The organism is Neolewinella antarctica, assembly GCF_011927835.1.
Lineage (GTDB): Bacteria > Bacteroidota > Bacteroidia > Chitinophagales > Saprospiraceae > Neolewinella > Neolewinella antarctica.
Map to the genome: position 1 here is coordinate 296,929 of NZ_JAATJH010000005.1, position 17,052 is coordinate 313,980.

15 protein-coding genes and 1 riboswitch are annotated in these 17,052 nt (G+C 58.7%); of the genes, 6 read left to right on the forward strand and 9 right to left on the reverse strand.

The genetic code is table 11. The features are described 5' to 3' along the window. Window positions 1-6: 6 nt before the first annotated feature. Window positions 7-1,509, forward strand: coding sequence for a 1-hydroxycarotenoid 3,4-desaturase CrtD (gene crtD / locus GGR27_RS15280; protein ID WP_168038856.1), 1,503 nt, complete (start codon window positions 7-9; stop codon window positions 1,507-1,509). Window positions 1,510-1,606: 97 nt separating this feature from the next. Beyond that, complete coding sequence (locus GGR27_RS15285; protein ID WP_320060358.1) at window positions 1,607-2,320, forward strand: OmpA family protein; 714 nt, start codon at window positions 1,607-1,609, stop codon at window positions 2,318-2,320. A gap of 122 nt (window positions 2,321-2,442) precedes the next feature. On the opposite strand, the gene gatA is transcribed toward GGR27_RS15285, so the two are convergent. Further along, entirely contained in the window at window positions 2,443-3,852 is a 1,410-nt protein-coding gene (gene gatA, locus GGR27_RS15290) for an Asp-tRNA(Asn)/Glu-tRNA(Gln) amidotransferase subunit GatA (RefSeq protein WP_168038858.1), read from the reverse strand. Between the two features lie 35 nt (window positions 3,853-3,887). Next, window positions 3,888-5,243: an MATE family efflux transporter gene (locus tag GGR27_RS15295; RefSeq protein ID WP_168038860.1), complete on the reverse strand. Its 1,356-nt coding sequence runs from the start codon at window positions 5,241-5,243 to the stop codon at window positions 3,888-3,890. Between the two features lie 119 nt (window positions 5,244-5,362). Between GGR27_RS15295 and GGR27_RS15300 the strand changes: the two genes are divergently transcribed. Continuing rightward, window positions 5,363-5,950, forward strand: coding sequence for a hypothetical protein (locus GGR27_RS15300; RefSeq protein WP_168038862.1), 588 nt, complete (start codon window positions 5,363-5,365; stop codon window positions 5,948-5,950). A 201-nt stretch (window positions 5,951-6,151) separates the two neighbouring features. After that, window positions 6,152-6,910, forward strand: coding sequence for a glycoside hydrolase family 25 protein (locus tag GGR27_RS15305; RefSeq protein ID WP_168038864.1), 759 nt, complete (start codon window positions 6,152-6,154; stop codon window positions 6,908-6,910). A gap of 118 nt (window positions 6,911-7,028) precedes the next feature. Here GGR27_RS15305 and GGR27_RS15310 read toward each other — a convergent pair whose 3' ends face one another. The 4 genes from GGR27_RS15310 to GGR27_RS15325 form a co-directional block, all read right to left on the reverse strand. Next, a complete protein-coding gene (locus tag GGR27_RS15310) occupies window positions 7,029-8,129 on the reverse strand; it encodes a homoserine O-acetyltransferase family protein (protein WP_168038866.1) in 1,101 nt (366 codons plus the stop codon). A gap of 17 nt (window positions 8,130-8,146) precedes the next feature. Further along, window positions 8,147-8,485, reverse strand: a complete 339-nt coding sequence (locus GGR27_RS15315) for a DUF5615 family PIN-like protein (RefSeq protein WP_168038868.1) — start codon at window positions 8,483-8,485, stop codon at window positions 8,147-8,149. Continuing rightward, entirely contained in the window at window positions 8,482-8,823 is a 342-nt protein-coding gene (locus tag GGR27_RS15320) for a DUF433 domain-containing protein (protein WP_168038870.1), read from the reverse strand. Before GGR27_RS15320 ends, GGR27_RS15315 begins: the two co-directional genes overlap by 4 nt. Window positions 8,824-8,897: 74 nt before the next feature. Further along, window positions 8,898-10,184: an O-acetylhomoserine aminocarboxypropyltransferase/cysteine synthase family protein gene (locus GGR27_RS15325; RefSeq protein WP_168038872.1), complete on the reverse strand. Its 1,287-nt coding sequence runs from the start codon at window positions 10,182-10,184 to the stop codon at window positions 8,898-8,900. Window positions 10,185-10,433: 249 nt separating this feature from the next. After that, window positions 10,434-10,558, reverse strand: a riboswitch (SAM riboswitch). Between the two features lie 224 nt (window positions 10,559-10,782). Here GGR27_RS15325 and GGR27_RS15330 point away from each other — a divergent pair. Both GGR27_RS15330 and GGR27_RS15335 read left to right on the forward strand, forming a co-directional pair. Beyond that, window positions 10,783-11,091, forward strand: coding sequence for a hypothetical protein (locus tag GGR27_RS15330; protein WP_168038874.1), 309 nt, complete (start codon window positions 10,783-10,785; stop codon window positions 11,089-11,091). A gap of 33 nt (window positions 11,092-11,124) precedes the next feature. Then, entirely contained in the window at window positions 11,125-12,300 is a 1,176-nt protein-coding gene (locus tag GGR27_RS15335) for an MFS transporter (RefSeq protein ID WP_168038876.1), read from the forward strand. Window positions 12,301-12,450: 150 nt separating this feature from the next. On the opposite strand, the gene GGR27_RS15340 is transcribed toward GGR27_RS15335, so the two are convergent. The 3 genes from GGR27_RS15340 to GGR27_RS15350 form a co-directional block, all read right to left on the reverse strand. Next, window positions 12,451-13,485, reverse strand: a complete 1,035-nt coding sequence (locus GGR27_RS15340; protein WP_168038878.1) for an L-rhamnose/proton symporter RhaT — start codon at window positions 13,483-13,485, stop codon at window positions 12,451-12,453. Between the two features lie 68 nt (window positions 13,486-13,553). Then, window positions 13,554-14,987, reverse strand: coding sequence for an arabinose isomerase (locus GGR27_RS15345; RefSeq protein WP_168038880.1), 1,434 nt, complete (start codon window positions 14,985-14,987; stop codon window positions 13,554-13,556). A 195-nt stretch (window positions 14,988-15,182) separates the two neighbouring features. After that, window positions 15,183-17,045: a CocE/NonD family hydrolase gene (locus GGR27_RS15350; RefSeq protein ID WP_168038882.1), complete on the reverse strand. Its 1,863-nt coding sequence runs from the start codon at window positions 17,043-17,045 to the stop codon at window positions 15,183-15,185. Window positions 17,046-17,052: the final 7 nt, after the last annotated feature.

Sequence of the window (17,052 nt, forward strand, 5' to 3'; positions counted from 1 at the left end):
AAACTCATGAAAACCACCATCATCGGCGCCGGAATAGCCGGCCTCGCCGCCGCCGTCCGCCTCGCCGTCGCCGGCCACGAAGTCGACGTTTTCGAAGCCAACGCCACCCCCGGCGGCAAACTCTCTCAGTTTTCACTGGGTGATTACCGCTTCGATTTCGGCCCCTCCCTGTTCACGATGCCGCAGTACGTCGATGAGCTTTTCGAGCTGGCTGGGGAAGACCCGCGCGCGCACTTTAATTACGTCCGCCTGCCCGACGTCTGCCACTACTGGTGGAAGGACGGCACCACCTTCAGCGCGCCCGCCGATACGGAGGAACTCGCCGTGCGCGCCGAATCCACCTTCGGTATCCCCGCCCAACGAGTACGCGATTTTATGGCCACCGCCGAACACAAGTACGAAACCACCGGCCGCACCTTCCTCGAAAAATCCCTCCACAAATCCAGCACCTGGCTCGACTGGAAGGTCGCCGGCACCATGCTCAAAATCCCCGGGCTCGACTTGTTCAGTAACATGAATGCCGTCCACGAACGCGACCTCGGCCACCCCAAACTCGTCCAGCTCTTCAACCGCTTTGCGACTTACAACGGCTCCAATCCCTACAAAGCGCCGGGATTGCTCTCGATGATCCCTCATTTCGAGCATCATTTCGGCGCGTGGCTGCCCGTGGGCGGCATGTTCGACATCAGCCAGAGCGTTTACGAGCTTGGCAAAAGACTTGGCGTAAATTATCATTTTAATACGCCGGTGAAGCAGGTTTTGCGCGGTCGCGGGTGCGTAGTAGGTGTAGAAACGGAGCAAGGTTTGGTGGATGCGGACGCCGTAATTTGTAACATGGACGTCTGGCTAGCCTACGACCGACTGCTCGACGGAGCTAAAAAACCTAAGCGCACCCTCAGCCAGCAAAAATCCACCAGCGCCGTCATCTTTTACTGGGGCATCGACCGCACCTTCGACGAGCTCGGCGTCCATAACATCTTTTTTGCCGACGATTACGAAAACGAATTCACCAAACTCGAAGCCGGCGAACTAGCTGACGACGTCACTATCTACGTCAACGTAAGCAGCAAGCTCGTCCCCGGCGACGCGCCGGCCGGCGGGGAAAACTGGTTCGTGATGGTGAACGCCCCGGCCGATACCGGTCAGGATTGGGATGCCTGGGTAAAACCACTGCGTACCCGCGTAATTGCTCGGCTCTCCTCCCAACTAAACTTTGTACTTCCCACTCCCATTGCACCCGCGTCCACGCCTAAAAACGATTTAGCCGACCACATCGTCGAAGAACGCATCATCACCCCGACCCAGATCGAACGCCTCACCGGCAGCCACCAGGGCGCGCTCTACGGCAGCAGCTCCAACAACACGATGGCCGCCTTCCTGCGCCACCCGAACTTCAGCAGTGACATCGGCGGACTATACTTTCTGGGCGGCAGCGTCCACCCCGGCGGCGGCGTCCCTTTGTGTCTGCTCTCCGCCAAGATTACGGCCGGCTTGATTGAAAAAGATTAACGATTCGGAAAGATTTCGTAGCAAACACGTTGCACGGCTAGCGGGTTTTATAGAGCATTTCGACCTAATCGTCGACGAACGCTCAAAATCTAACCACGTGAAACAATTTACCTACTTCTTTTCTATCCTGATGGTTGCCATCGCACTCACCTTCAGCGGCTGTACTGCTTCCAGAACCGCAAAGGGCGGCGTGATCGGTGGAGCTGCCGGCGGCGTGCTTGGCGGCGTGATCGGTAAAAATGGCGGCGACGGTACCAAGGGTGCCGTTATCGGCAGCGTCATTGGCGGAACCGCCGGTGCCATCGTAGGCCGTTATATGGACAAGCAGGCCCAGGAAATTCAGGAAGAAGTCCCCGGCGCTACCGTAGAAACGACCACGACGACCGACCCCGAAACGGGCGAAACCGTCACCGAATCCATTAACGTCACCTTCGCCAGCGGCGTACTGTTCGAATTCGGCGCCTCCTCGCTGACGACCGCCAGCCGCGCCGAGTTGGACCGGATGTCCGGCATCATGAACCGCTACCCGGACACGGACATTACCATCGACGGCTACACGGACTCCAAGGGCTCCGATGATTTCAACCTGAAACTGAGTCAGAAACGCGCCGCCTCCGTGGCTGACTACCTGGCACAGAGCGGTATCAACCGGCAGCGGATGATTACTCACGGTTACGGGGAAGCAAACCCCGTGGCTTCTAATGATACTGACGAGGGACGCGCGGCCAACCGCCGGGTGATCCTTGGTATCAAGGGAAACGAATCAATTCAGCAGAAAGCTCGGGACGGGGAGTTGACTTCTCCTGAGTAAATCACCAGAATTCTTTTTTAACACAAAAGGCACAAAAACACAGAAGGCACAAAAACGCTTATTGTGGTTTTGTGCCTTCTGTGTTCATCAATGGATAAAGGTCGTCCGCAATGGCTCAGTGATTACAACCCCTTCACAAAACTCAGCAACTTACTTTCCTCCCACTGGTCCGCCATCAACTGAAAGCCGACCGGTAGGTGCCCCGCCGTGCCCGCCGGAATAGCGATTGCCGGTAGGCCCGCCAAATTTGCCAGCACGGTGTAAACGTCCGCTAGGTAGTTCGCGACCGGGTCGTCCAACCGCTCGCCAACCGGCCAGGGCAGGCTAGGGCTGACGGGCATCAGGATGAAATCGTGTGCGTCGAGAATGCCCCGCAAATGATCGTGGATGAGGCGACGAACCTTCTGGGCTTTCCCGTAGTAAGCATCGTAATAACCGCTACTCAGCACGAACGTGCCGAGTAGAATACGCCGCTGAACTTCCACGCCGAAGCCCTCCGTGCGGGATTTCGTGTACGTATCCGCAAGGTCAGTCGCCTCCGGACTGCGGTAACCGTAGCGCATCCCGTCGTAGCGGCTAAGGTTAGAACTGGCCTCAGCGGTGGTGAGGACATAATAGGTGGGAACGACGTAATCGAAATAAGAAAATTTGGCGGGCGTCAGCGTGTGACCCCGGTCTTTCAGTCGCTCGATCGTCTCCTGCATACTTTTCTTGATGGCGGGGTCGAGGGCATCGCTTTCGAGAAGGTCGGCGAAGTAAACGATGCTTTGCTGCTCGGGCTCGGTGGTTGTCTTTGAATAAGGAAGGACGGGCTTGTTGGGCGCCGTCGCGTCGCGGCCATCGGCCCCGGCGGTGACTTCCAGGAGCAGGGCGATGTCCTCCACATTATTTCCCAGGAAACCGACGACGTCGAAACTCGATCCGTAAGCGATGAGCCCGTGCCGACTGATGCGCCCGTAAGTAGGTTTGAAACCGTACACCCCACAAAAAGAAGCGGGTTGACGTACGGAGCCACCGGTGCTGGACCCCACCGCCACCAAACAAGTCCCCGCCTGCACGGAGACCGCCGCACCGCCCGAGCTGCCGCCGGGGACGCGGGCCACGTCGGCGGCGTTGCGCGTCGGTCCGTAATGACTGTTTTCGTTGCCGGAACCCATCGCGAACTCGTCGCAGTTCGTCCGCCCGATGATGATGGCGTCTTCGTCGAGTAGCCGTTGGACGGCCGTGGCGTTGTAGGGGCTCACGAAATTTTCCAACATCGCCGAGCCGGCGCTGACGCCGTGGCCGGCGTAACAAAGTACATCTTTGATGCTAACCACGACCCCGGCTAATCTGCCCAACCCGGCACCCTGCGACCGCGCCTCATCCTGGCGGGCGGCGGTGGCGAGAGCTTCGTCGCCGTAGACTTCCACGTAAATATTCAGGTACCGCTGGTCGTCGATCGCGTGGAGGTATTGCCGGACCACCTGGACGGTCGTCAATCGGCCTTTGTCGAGTGCCCCGCGGGTGGCGGCGATGGAGGTTGGTAGCATGGGGCGAAGTTATGTGACCGGAAGTTGGTGCCTAGCTAATCAGATGGAATGATTCGGCCGGACTTCCACCACGCAACCTGCAAAAGCGCCCGTAAAACCATGAAAAATAACAGGCTGCCCCAGAGGCCCCAGTTGCCGTAATGCTGGCCCACCAGAAAGTAGCTAAGTAGGTAGCCGGCGAAAGCAATCAGCATTGTCTGGCGCATCGCCGCCGAGGCGGTGAGGCCGATATAGATGCCGTCGAGGAGGTAACAGGGGGTAGCGAGGAGGCAGAAGGCGACGACGACGGGTAAGTAGGTTAGGGCGGCGGCGAGCGTCTCGGCGGCGGCCCGTTCGGGTGCGAAGAGGCTTAGTAAGTGTGCTTGGCCGAAGCCGTAGATCAGTGCGTACAACACGGCCAGCGCCATGCCCCAGCCGAAGATGTATTTGATCACGCGGTTCAGTTTTTGCCGGTCGCCGGCCCCGTGGTACTTCCCAACGAGACTCTCGGCAGCGAAGGCAAACCCGTCCACGCCGTAGCTGAGCCAGTTGACGAGTTGGAGCAGGATGACGTTTGCGGCCACTACGGCCGTGCCCACGTCGAGGGCGTTGGCGCGGTTGTAGAAAAAGGCGAAACTGAGGGTAAGGCAGAGGGTGCGGATGAAGATGTCGCGGTTGACCTTCAAGAAGTTGGCTAAGCTGGCGTGGTCATTTACCGTTCCGTCTGGCACCATTTTTTTGCGCGGTCGCAGGTGCCGGGTAAAATTAGCAAGCAAGCCGAGCCGGTGCCGCCGCCCTTCGTACCACAGCAGACCTATAGCGAAGATCAGGCCGACGTACTGCGCACCCACCGTCCCCCAGGCCACGCCAGAGATGCCCCAGCCGAGCGACTTTACGAAGTAAGTGCTCAGACCGATGTTTACACCGTTGATTAAGAAGGTTAACAGTAAAGGATAAACTGCATTCTGCCGTCCGAAAAACCACCCGAACAGCACCATCTGCAGCATCGCCGCCGGCGCGGCAAAGATCCGGACGAAGAAATATTCATCGACCATCCCCGCCTGCTCCGCCCGAATGTTGAGCAACCAGGCGGTGAGTTCGGAAAGAGGGTATTGCAACACGACCAGGCCGAGCGAAAAAACGATCGCCAGGAACATCCCCCGGTACAGTAAAGTCCGTTGCTCATCTACATCCTCCCGCCCGTAGGCCTGCGCCGTGAGCCCCGTCGTGCTCATCCGTAAAAAGCCAAAATTCCAGTAGACGAAATTGAACGCCATGCTGCCCAGCCCGACCGCCGCGAGGTGGCCCCCGCTCAGGTTGCCCATCAGCGCCGTATCGTAGCTCGACAGCAGCGGCACCGACAGGTTACTCAGGATGTTAGGCACGGCGAGCCGGAGGATGCGTCGGTTCATGCCCGCAAAGGTGGAGTTTCCGGATTCGGTAACAAAGTTTATGACCGCCTTATCAACTAAGGAGTGGTGGTTGCGCGTCTTTAGTCCGAACTTTGTGACTCACGTAAACTGCCCCACCCATGAAAACCCTCCGCTTACCTTTTTTCTTTTTACTCTGCATTAGCCTACTACTTTTTAATGGTTGTGGCGATGATGATGACGATGAACTAACGACGGAAAGACTTAACTACGACGGCGTTAACGACACCGCTCCCATTCTGGATGCGGCCGTGTTCGCCGCTTATTTCCCCGCCGACCAGGTGCGTGATTTCCAGGGCCGCGAACTCGAAGCAGTCGAGTTTTTCCTGGCCACTCTGCCGCCCTCCGTTAGGGTAGTCATTTACGCCGCCGGCCCGACCGACGACGCCCCCGGCGACGAAATTTACGTCAGCCCCATTCTCAACCAGCGCATCAATAATGTGCAAACCTTCATCACCCACCGCCTCACCAGCCCACTGAGCCTTACTAGCGAGGGGATCTGGATCGGCATTGAAACCGGTATTGAAGAGGGCGCTGCCTCGCAGACCGTAGGTTGCGATAACGGAGCTAACTACAACCCCAACGGCGATCGTATTCGTATCGGAGACGAGTGGCTAAGCTTCAGCCTGCGGAGTGGAGGTCAGGAGCAAGTCAACTGGAATATCCGCGGCGTCATTGCGGCTCAGTAAAGTAATTAGTAACCACCCGGCCCGCCCCACCTTACAACGGTGCGGGCGGGCTTTGTTTTTGCACCTACCGGACAAAGCCGTCGCCCCCGTTGTGGCCAATTAGAAAATTCCGTACCTTAGTCTTACCGTTTCTCCGCTAAATTAAACCAATTCATCATCTTTTCCCGCCCCATCATTTTGCTGTGCGCTTGCTTGGTAACCGTGGGGTTCACGGCTTGCTCGTCGGCCCCGCACGACGCGGATCGCTACGCGACGGTGGGTCTGGACGTGAGCCACTATCAGGGCCTGATCGACTGGGGTGACGTCAGTCACGGAAATCACGACTTTGTGTTCATGAAGGCCACCGAGGGGCGGAGTTTGCGGGATAAAGCCTTTCTGTACAACTGGCAGAAGGCCGGCGAGCAGGGTTTGCGCCGGGGGGCTTATCACTTTTTCCGCCCGTCCGTCCCCGCCGCCGAGCAGGCCCGGCTGTACTTTAACACCGTCGATCTACGGCCGGGTGATCTCCCGCCGGTGCTGGACGTGGAGAAAATCGGTCGTCTCACGGGAAACCAACTAGTTAGTGCCATCCGCGAATGGTCGGAGATGGCCGAGCTACGGTACGGCGTCAAACCCATCATCTACACCGGGCAAAACTTTTACAACAACTACCTTGCCGGCCGGATTGACGACCATCACCTCTGGCTCGCCCGCTACGATAACGAGCAGCCCGTCACCGTTTGTGGGCGGTCGTACCAGTTTTGGCAGTATTCGGATCGGGGGCGCAGCCGGGGCATCCAGGGTCGTGTGGACAAGAATGTTTTTACGGGGACGACCGCCGAGTGGGCCGCACTGCCCATTCCACTACCGGGCGCTTCACCCGACTACCCGGAAGTACTGGAAGAGAGGACGATCAGCCAGCTACCGCGCGCGAAGAAGGGGATGGATGATTTGGTGAGTTTCGGGGTAATTAGACGATAAAGTGACGGACAGCTGAGACTCTTTTGGTAAGCTGACAAAAATCTTCTGCTCCGTTACCAAATGACCCTGCACCCGCGACCGCGCCCAGATAAAAATTACAACTGACTACGTTTACACCTCATACTTCTTCACTACCCGGAATCGCAAAATTCCGCCCACTCAAACCCTCGGTGAACGCCCGCTTCGTGCCGGCGTCGATGTGAAGTTGATCCCCCAGAAAATCAGCTAGTAAGCGCCCGATTGTCCTGGTTTCCACCAGGAAGCCGTCGTGGCCGTAGTCCGATTGCATCACCTCCAGGCGACTGTTCTTAATGTAGCGACTGAGGAGGGATTGTTCTTCCGTGGGAAACAGAATATCCGTGTCAATGCTGATGATGAGCGTCGGGGCCGTGATGCCGCTCAGCGCCACCGCTGCGCCGCCCCGGTGCCGCCCGAGGTTGTGGGTATCCATGCTGCGGGACAGCGTGTAGTAGCAAGCCGGGTCGAAGCGTTTCCAAAGCTTAAACCCCTGATAACGCTGGTAGCTGCTGGCGCGAAAATCGTCCACGTCGTTGAGGTCGGGCTGCGTCTGCGTCGCGTCGTAGGTGCGGTAATGGCGGTAGGAAACGACGGCCATCGCACGGGCTGCTTCGAGGCCGGCCTTGCCCGCGTCGGGTGCGTCGGTTCCTAGCGTCGGGTCCGCTCGCAAGGCCATGCGTTGGGTTTCGTTGAAGGCGATGCCGTAAGCAGAGTGGCGGGCGTTTGTGGCGAGTAGGCACAAGAGGTCGAAACGGTCCGGTTGCAGGCAAGCCCACTCTCCGGCGCACTGGCCACCCATGCTGCCGCCCATCAACAATCTGATTCTGCCGATACCGAGATGGTCGGCGACGAGGGCGAAGAAGCGGGCGTGATCGCGGGTTGTAACGAGGGGGAAATTGAGCCCGTACCGTTTCCCAGTTTCCGGATTGATGCTCCTCGGACTCGTCGTACCGTAGCTACTCCCCAGCATGTTGACGCAGACGATAAAATACCGCTCCGGATCGATCGTGAACCCCGGCCCGACGAGGCCCGGCCACCAGTCTTCGCAGTCGGAATTGGCCGTCAGGGCGTGACAGACCCAAATGACGTTGTCGCGCGCGGCGTTGAGGGTGCCGTAGGTGTTATACGCGGCGGTCGGGTCCGGCAGGGTGGTGCCGGATTCCAGGGTGAAGGGGTGGGATATGTGGAGGTAGTTGGTCAAATCAGTTGTGTAGGTAACTAAGCCTTGGTCAGCTTATGGTAAGTACTACGGAACGTTTCTTGCTCGCTCAGGTGTTGCTGAATTCTTTCAGCCAAAAAAATGTAGTCTGAAGTTTGAAAGCACGCCAGTATTCCAGGATGCGTCTCAACTTGTGCGTGAAGTTTTTTAAAGTCGCGCCAATTGTGTGTAAGGATGATGCGATCTTTTTCAATAGCTAATTCCAACACTTTGTTATCAGAAAACCACTGTCTGTCTAACCCCAAATCTTTGATCGAAGTAATATCGTAGCCCGCGTCCCGCAGAAGTGGAATAACCTTTTGGTTGAAATCTTCATCCGCTAATAAAAATTTAATCATTCTTCTTCCAGTATTGCCGCCTCAAGTTCCTGCTCACGCCCTTGATAATATCTTTGAGCTACCCCGATGTCAATCATCGTCAGCGAGGAAAAAATCTCCAATATTTCAGCTTCCGATACACCATCAAGCAAGAATTTAACCACCCGAAAAACCGGTATACGCGTAGCACCCAAGCAGGGTCTACCGCCCGCAATATTCGGCGTCTCGAATACTCCGGGAAAAACCAAGCGGCTATTCTCCGGCATCAACATCTTTTGTAGCGCGGCAATCAATTCCATCTGTTCGGCGCGGGAGTGGGAGCGAGCCTTCTTAAGCGTATCGTCAATAAATGCGGTCATAGCGGCAATTTTTTGGTAAAGAGGCAACGCTAACCCAGGGGGCTAGGGTTGCCTCTTTTGTGCACCACTACGAGTTAAACCAAAGCCAACGCCTGCTCCAGATCCGCCTTGATATCCTCAATGTGCTCGATACCAACGGAAACCCGCAACGCATTAGGCTCCACGCCCGCCGAACGCTGCTCGTGCTCGTTGAGCTGCTGGTGCGTCGTCGCGGCCGGTTGAATGATGAGCGTTTTGGCGTCGCCGACGTTGGCGAGGTGGCTGATGAGTTTGACGTTATCGACGACTTTCGTAGCTGCCGCCTTCCCGCCCTTCACGTTGAAGTTGAGTACGCCGCCGAAACCGTTACGGAGATACTTTTTGGCGTTCGCGTGGCCGGGGTGGTCGGGTAGGCCGGCGTAGCTGACGCTTTCGACTTTATCGTGGCCTTCGAGCCACTTAGCTAGTTCGAGGGCGTTGTCGACGGTGCGTTGGACGCGGAGGGAAAGCGTTTCGAGACCGAGTAGGAACATCCAGGAGTTGAAGGGGCTAACGGCCGGGCCGAAATCCCGCAAACCTTCCACCCGGGCGCGGATGGCGAAGGCGATGTTACCGAAGGGGCCGTCCTTTCCAAACACGTCATTAAATACCATGCCACGGTAACCCGGGCTAGGGTCGGTGAACTGCGGGTACTTACCGTTGCCGAAATCGAACTTACCCGAGTCGACAATGACGCCACCGACGCTCGTACCGTGGCCGCCAATCCACTTCGTAGCGGACTCCACGACGATGTGCGCGCCGTGCTTAATGGGTTGGCATAAATACCCGCCGGCGCCAAAAGTATTGTCGACGACCAGGGGCAAATCATGATTGGTAGCTACTTTGCTGAGGCCTTCGAAGTCGGCCACGAGGAAGCTGGGGTTAGGCAGCGTCTCGGTGTAGATAGCCTTGGTATTCTCGTCGATCAGTTTCACGAAATCAGCCGGGTCGGTACTCTCCGCAAACCGCACTTCGATGCCGATGCGCTTGAAAGCGACCTTGAACTGGTTGTACGTTCCGCCGTAGAGGTAAGGGCTGGAGACGATGTTGTCCCCCGCTTGCGCCAGGTTGTTGATGGCGATGAACTGAGCGGACTGTCCGGAAGCCACGGCCACGGCGGCCACGCCTCCTTCGAGGGCGGCAATGCGCTTTTCGAAGACGTCCGTCGTCGGGTTCATCAGACGGGTGTAGATGTTACCGAATTCCTCCAGGCCGAAGAGCTTAGCGCCGTGCGCGGAGTCCTTAAAAGTGAAGCTCGTCGTTTGGTAGAGCGGCTGGGCGCGGCTGCGGGTCGTCTCGTCGACTTCCTGACCGGCGTGGAGTTGTAAAGTCTCAAAATGCATGGTTAATTATTTTAAAGGGTGATGATTTTTTTCAACACAAAAGGCACACAAGCACAAAAGACACAAAAAGGGGAAGTGTCGTGATCTTGCTTGTGTTGTCTGACGCGCTGTCTCGTGTCGTCGTTTTTGTGTTTCTGCTTTCTTTGTTTTGTGTCTTTTGTGTTCCCATTAGAAAACAGGTTAACCGCTCGCGAAAAGGCAAGGGAGCAGGGGGAACGGACTTATTCAGGGAGGAAGCATTGGCGAGGTTTTTTATAGTTCCACGCCGGGGAAATACCCGGGGCGGCAGGCTTTGGCACCTTTTCCCTCCGGCCGGGAGGAAGTGGTTGCCAGCGTTTCGTCGAGCCTGTGCTCTCCACGCTTCTGTATAAGGGCCGGCGGAAACGGATTTCCGGCAGCGGGTGCAAATGTAAGGGGGCTTTGCTTAGTTTACAAATGAAGCTTTGTTCATGGGTGCGTCCGGGGCCTTCGTGGCGGAAGCACTACGTCCACGGTTACCGAAATATTGATGGTGTTGGAGCGAACGGGCAGGTCACACTATCTTTATCGTCCCAGACGCTCCACCGATTTACCCACGGCACCGATTCAACCCAGTACAATGAAAACACCCCTCGCCATTACCTCTGGACTGCTCTACCTCAGCGGCGCTGCCTTAGTAATTTTGGGTACTACCTATAAAGTCAATTCCTGGGAGGACCCGGCCTGGTTTGGCGGGGTAGAAATGATATCCGTGGGCTTCCTGCTGCTGGTGGTCGCGACGTTGGCCCTGGTCGCTTACGTCTACTTCAAGTTCAACGGCGTCGAATCGGCCCGTACCGTGGAGACCACGCTCGTGCTGGAAGATCTACCCGAGACCGTAGAGCAAGCCGAAGCCCAACTCCGCCGCGACGAAGACATGATTATTTAGTCGACCCCGCCGGGCCACGCTACCTTCGCGTCCATGTCCCTCACCTTTCGCCTTTCCGCTCTTCAATGGCTGCAAAACAGCGTGTACGCCACGACGGCCATCGCGCTGGGGACTTACTTGCTGGAAGCCCTGCAATTCAGCGGCCGCGAGGTGGGGCTGGTCTACGCTTCGAGCGCGATCGCGGCTACCGTCGCGCCACCGGCCATCGGTTGGCTGGCGGATCGGCATCTGCGGGCGGACCGGATGCTGATCTGGCTTAACCTCGCGGCGGCGCTTGCCCTGGTTGGCTGCTACTTCGCGACTTCTTTTGTCGGATTCTATGCAGCAATTCTGGTGTTCAATCTCTGCTTCATCCCCACTTTTACCTTGCTTAACTCCATTTGTTTTCACCAACTGGAGCGGCCGGCCGATCAATTTCCTTTCGTACGAACCTGGGGGACGATCGGTTTCATGCTCGTCGGCGTGAGCCTGAGTTTGCTCGGCTGGGAAGCGACGCCGTGGCCCCTATTAGCCGGTGCGGTAATGGCCGTGCTGACGGCGGTATTATCGACTAGTTTAGACCCGATTCAGCCGCAACCGGGCTTCAGTTGGGCCGACCTAAAGGGGGAAGAAGTGGGCCGAATTATTCGCGAGCCGGGAATGCTGGTGCTGATGGTGGCGATGTTGTTGTCGTGCATTCCCTCGTCTTTTTATTACAGTTTCGTCAATCCGTTTTTGAACGAGGTGGGGTGGCCGGCGGCGGCGGCAAAGATGTCGCTCGGGCAGGTGATCGAGATCGGGGCTTTGCTGTCGATGCCGCTCTTGCTGCGCAAAGTGCGGTTCCGGAAGATCATTTTTTGGGGCTTATTTGTTTGGGGCGCGCGGTACGTCGCCTTCGCGTTCGGTCGTCCGGGGGAGTTGGAATGGTTGCTTTATGCGGGAGTAATGGTCCAGGGGATCGCATTTGTCTGGATCGTGATTGCCGCGCAGATCTACATCGACAAGCGCGTCCCGGTGGCGTTGCGGAGTACGGCGCAGGGGCTCATTACGTTTGCGAATCAGGGCTTCGGTATCATCGTCGGCAGTTGGCTGGCCGGGGAGGTGGTCAATGCTTACGAACTGCCCGGGGGTGGGCACGCCTGGGAGATCATTTGGCTGGTGCCGGGGGTGGTGGGGTTGATTACGGCACTGGGGTTTTGGTGGTTTTTCCCGCGGGCGGGGCGCTTATAGGTTTGGGCGCGGTCGCGGGTGCAAGCGTAGTTGGGGGGAAGGAGCCAGGGATCATTGGCCCGGCTCCGAAGGAGGCGGAAGGTAATTACCCGGCACCCGCGAAGCCATAGCAAGTCCCGCACTCAGTCGGGACGACCGCGCAAAAACGGCTTAACTACCGGCCCCGATCAAAATAACGGACACCAACAACAGGGCCAGGGAAGTGTACAACACCCTTTTCGTCCCCCGGCTCACCCCCGCCCACTCATCAAAATACAGCCCCCAGGCATTGCCGAAAAAGATGATGAAAGCCATGTGGATCGACCAGCTCGCAAAGTCATAGGCCGGCCCCAGAAACGTCGAGCCCATCCCGTAGAACATGAACTGGAAGTACCAGGTCATCCCCGCCAAACCTGCCCAGAGATAATTGCTCACTAAAGGCGTACTCGAATTGCCGTAATCCCCGAAAGTTTTGTTCACCCCGTTCCGGTAGAGGCAGTACACAACGTTCGTCAGGAAACCACCCCAAAGGAGGATGACCAGCACCGGACTACTCTGAAAAAGAGGAGCCGTCTGCCGCGCCACGGCCAGTTCGGCGATCGGTGCCCCACTCGCCAAACCGAAGGCGAAACAGGCGCTCAGCAAGCCACTCACCACGGCGACCAGAACGCCCTTGCGGGTGTCACGCTCTTCTTCCCCATCCTGCTTGTCCGCCGTCGCGCCCCGTTCCCGTAGTAAGCCCGCGTAGCCCCCGACGGCGATCCCCGCAAAGCAGATCAACAGGCCCGCCAGGACCACCAAACCCGAAGTAGAAGCAAATTTTTCCGCTAGTGTGCCCTCGATGATCGGTGGCACGAGGGTGCCGAAAGCGGCGCAACAACCCAGGGCCACGGTCGTCCCCAAGGCTACGCCGAGATAGCGCAGCGACAGCCCGAACGTCAAGCCGCCAACGCCCCACAACAGGCCGAACAGGAAAGTGTAACCGGCGGCGCTCCGTTCCGCCGCAAGCGCTTCCTTCAGCACTTCAAAAGTACCCGGCACGGTAAGCAGGGCAACCACCAGGGGCACCAGGATCCAGGCCGCCACCCCGTTGACGAGCCAGGCGCTTTCCCACGCCCAGTCCCTGACGCGCTTGAACGGAATGTAAAAAGAGCCGGCGGCGAAGCCACCTACGGCGTGCAGGAAAATCCCGAGAATGGAAGACATGAACCGGATTTTTTAGAAATAATAGTAGGTCATATTCGACACTCGTGATAGTCGCTCCAAGTGCTTTCCTAGCGAACTTGCTGGCAAGTAATACCCAACAGCGCCGCCAGTTTATGCAGTTTTGCACCGATGTGCCCCACCCCGACGGCGCAGTGGTGAGCCGGCCCGGCGGCATTCCAGTCGTTCACGAAAGCTCTTACCCCGCCGGTGAAGCGGTAGCGGCTGTTCGTGTTGCCGATCTCCAAAATGGGGCCGGCCTCGGTGTGGCCTTCGGCGACTAATAACTTTAGCCCGTGCTCCCGGTCCTCCACCACGCTCAGGAGGGTGACCGGTCCGGGCCGGACGGACATTTCCACCGAGAGCCCCCGCCCCACTTTACCGTGGTAAACCGTGAGGGGCTTGACCTTGATCTTACCCGCCGCGATCGTGAGGTGCCCCGGCCCGTCGTGGCCCATCAGCACGACGTCGTCCGCAAAGTCCATCGCGTAAAACTCGGTGAAACTGCCGCCGACGCCGAAGGTGTCCATGATCTTCATCGCCTGGGCGTTTTTGATCTCGTATTCCCCGGCGACGGGCACGCCGGCCGCCGTCAGCAGGGAATTACCGATGATGATGCTCGACATCGTGTCCTCGTTTTCCGGTACGCCGGTGCCTTTGTAGTAGTAAGCAAGGCTTCCTAATTGGTAGCGGTCCACGAGCCGATCAAGGGCCACGGAGGTGCGGGCGGCGCGGGTGAGCTCGGCGGCGGAGCAATCGGACTGTACGGCAAAAGTGGTCCGGAACTCAGCGACGCGGTCGGTGGCTTCCCGTTCCGTGACTTCCCGGCGAAGCCCCGTCAGTTCGTCGACCTCGATGATCTCGAGGTGGCCGCCGAAGGTGATGAGTTGCTGGGTGGTGTCGGTGTAGATGTCGAGCATGCCGCCGTAATAGTGGCCCATCGCGCCGAGGCGGTTGAAGGCCATGACTTTTTGCACATAGGCCGCTTCGATCCAGTCGGCCAGTTCCGTCCAGCAGGGGTCCTGCGCGGCGAGCAGGCCGGTGACCTGGTGAAAGGGAATGCCGGCTCGTTGGAAGACGTTACCGATCTCGGGCACGGGGCAGGCCGAGCAGTAAGCCAGCCACTCCCCCGTCATTTGGCCCCGGTCGCCGATGGCGTTAAAACTTAGGTAATCGATGGCCGCCAGCGGGGCGACGTTGAGCACGATGACCGGAACGCCGGCCTGGCGAACGAGCGGCAGGACGGTCGCCGACAGGGCGTAGGTCGTTACGTAGATTACGATCAGGTCCGCCTCTTCCCGGCGGCAGCGGCGGCCGGCGGCGAAGGATTTGTCGATGGAGTCCACCAGGCCCAGCGGGATTATCCGGGCGTGATCGGCGGCGGCAATGCGGTCGGCAACGGTTTGGAGGTAGCCCTGGAGGCGGGTTTCGAGGCCGGGGAACTGGGGCCAGTATTCCGCCAGGCCGATGCCGCAGAGCGCGACGTTGAGGGAGGGTTTTTGCATGGGTAGGGGAAGGTACGCAGCGCGGGGCCCGGAACTTTCCTTTACCGTGCTGGTCCGCTGCGTTAAATAATGTTGCCGCCGAGTTTGGTGCCGCTTGGTGACCAGCCGGGTTTTGGTACTCGCAACGCCTACCCGGCGAACAGCCCCGGCCCCGACGGCCGCCGGGAACAAAACGTAACCGGTTGCAACAAATAATTACCGCACGATCGGTAACGCCACCCGGCTGAGCGTTTCCCCGCCGTGGTGCACCACGTTACGGGCCACGACGCCCTCCGACTCATCGTAATTCCGCCCGCCCGTATTCATGTTCCGGTCGAAGCGGGGGAAATTGGACGAAGAAACTTCGATCCGGATCGAGTGCCCGGGCTTGAAGTAGTTGGCCGTCGTCAGCGGGCTCAGGGTGACTTCGTAGACCTCGCCATCTTCCATAAAAACCTCCTTGTCGTAACCCTCCCGGTAGCGGACGCGCTGGATGGTTTCGTCGAGGTTGTAGGCGGTGCCGTCGGGAGCGACGTCGATGAGCTTGACGGTAAAATCGGTGTCCTTGGCGTCGGAACTGATGAATAAGGTCGGTTCGATCGAGCCCGCGATCTCTACGCCGTTCGGGAACGGGTCGGTGGTGTAGACGAGAATATCGTTGCGGGCTTCCATGGCCTGCTGGTCGAAAGCTCCGCCCTGGACGGCGTTACCGGTGCAGCACACGTTGCCGCCGTAGCTGGTGACGGGGTTCAGGGGGTCGTAAACGAAACTGTCCGGCGTGTCGGTGGTCGGGGCGGTGGTGGTGAGTTTTCCGTCGCCGTTCAGGGTATTCGCGTTGCCGTCGGAATTGAGGTAGTAGGTCGTCATTTCCACGCCGGCCGGTGGCCAGGTCGGGCTGCTTTTCCATTCATTGCTCCCCATCACGTAGTATTGCACCTGCGGCCGCGCAATCTTCTCCTCATCTTTCAAATGCTCCGCGAAAAAGGCTTCAATTTGCTCCTGGTAATTCAGCCGCGCGTCGCCCACCGAGCGTTCGCCGACCATGGTGTTTTCGGTCGCGCGGGTGTAGGCGCAGTGGAGCGTGGGGGCGATGACGAGGTACTGATCGTCGCGTACTTCGGGGCTCACGGCGTTGGTGCGGACGTGGTTGAACAGCTCCAAATTTGGCCCGATCGACACGTCGTACCAACTCGTGAACCAGAAGGCGGGCACGTCGAAGGGCATGGTTTCGTGGTAGAGGCCGCCCGCGTACCAGAACTCGCTGGCCGGGGTGCGGGAGGCAATTTCCTCAAAAATCCCCTGCGGCCCGTTCTGCGCGCTGATGATCTCGTTGACGGGCAGTGTTTTGAGTCCCTCGACCCAGTCTACTTTCGGGTATTCGGGGGCCATGTCGTAGAAGCGTTGGAGGCGCAGCAGGTCCTCCCGCGTCGCCTCCGCCGGGATGCGCGGCCGCAGCGGATCGTGCTGCACGGAGTAGAGCCAGGCGACGAATAGCAGCTGCGTCGCGCCGCCCCGGTACCAGTTGCCCTGCTCCTGAAACCGCCCGACCTGACCGACGCCGGCGCCGTAGCCCTGCGGTACGATGGCCTTGAGGGCCGGGTGGTCGAGACTGGCGACGGCCATTTGCCACTCCGCCGTCGAGCTACAGCCGAGCAGGCCGATGTTGCCGTTGCTCCAGGGCCGGTCGGCGAGCCAGGTGAAGGCGTCGTAACCGTCGGTGGTCGGCATGCCGAGGATGTCCCATTCGCCTTCGCTGTAGTAGCGCCCGCGTTCGTTTTGCACGACGTACGCGTAGCCTGCTTTTACCCATTCGAGGGCGCGTTCGTAGGTCCGGGTGCGCTCCTCGCCGTCCACCCAGCCATTCATTTGGTAGGGCGTGCGGCTCAGAATGATGGGGACGGGCTTATCGGTTTTTGGCCGGTAGATGTCGGTTGCCAGGCGGATGCCGTCGCGCATGGGGGCGCGGTGTTTTTGCTCGATGTGGGCTACGGCGGCTAGGTCCTGGTAGGCTTTTGATGTTTGGGCGCGGACGCTGGTGCAGAGCGATAGGATGAGGAGCAGGGGGAGGAGATGGCGCAATTTACTG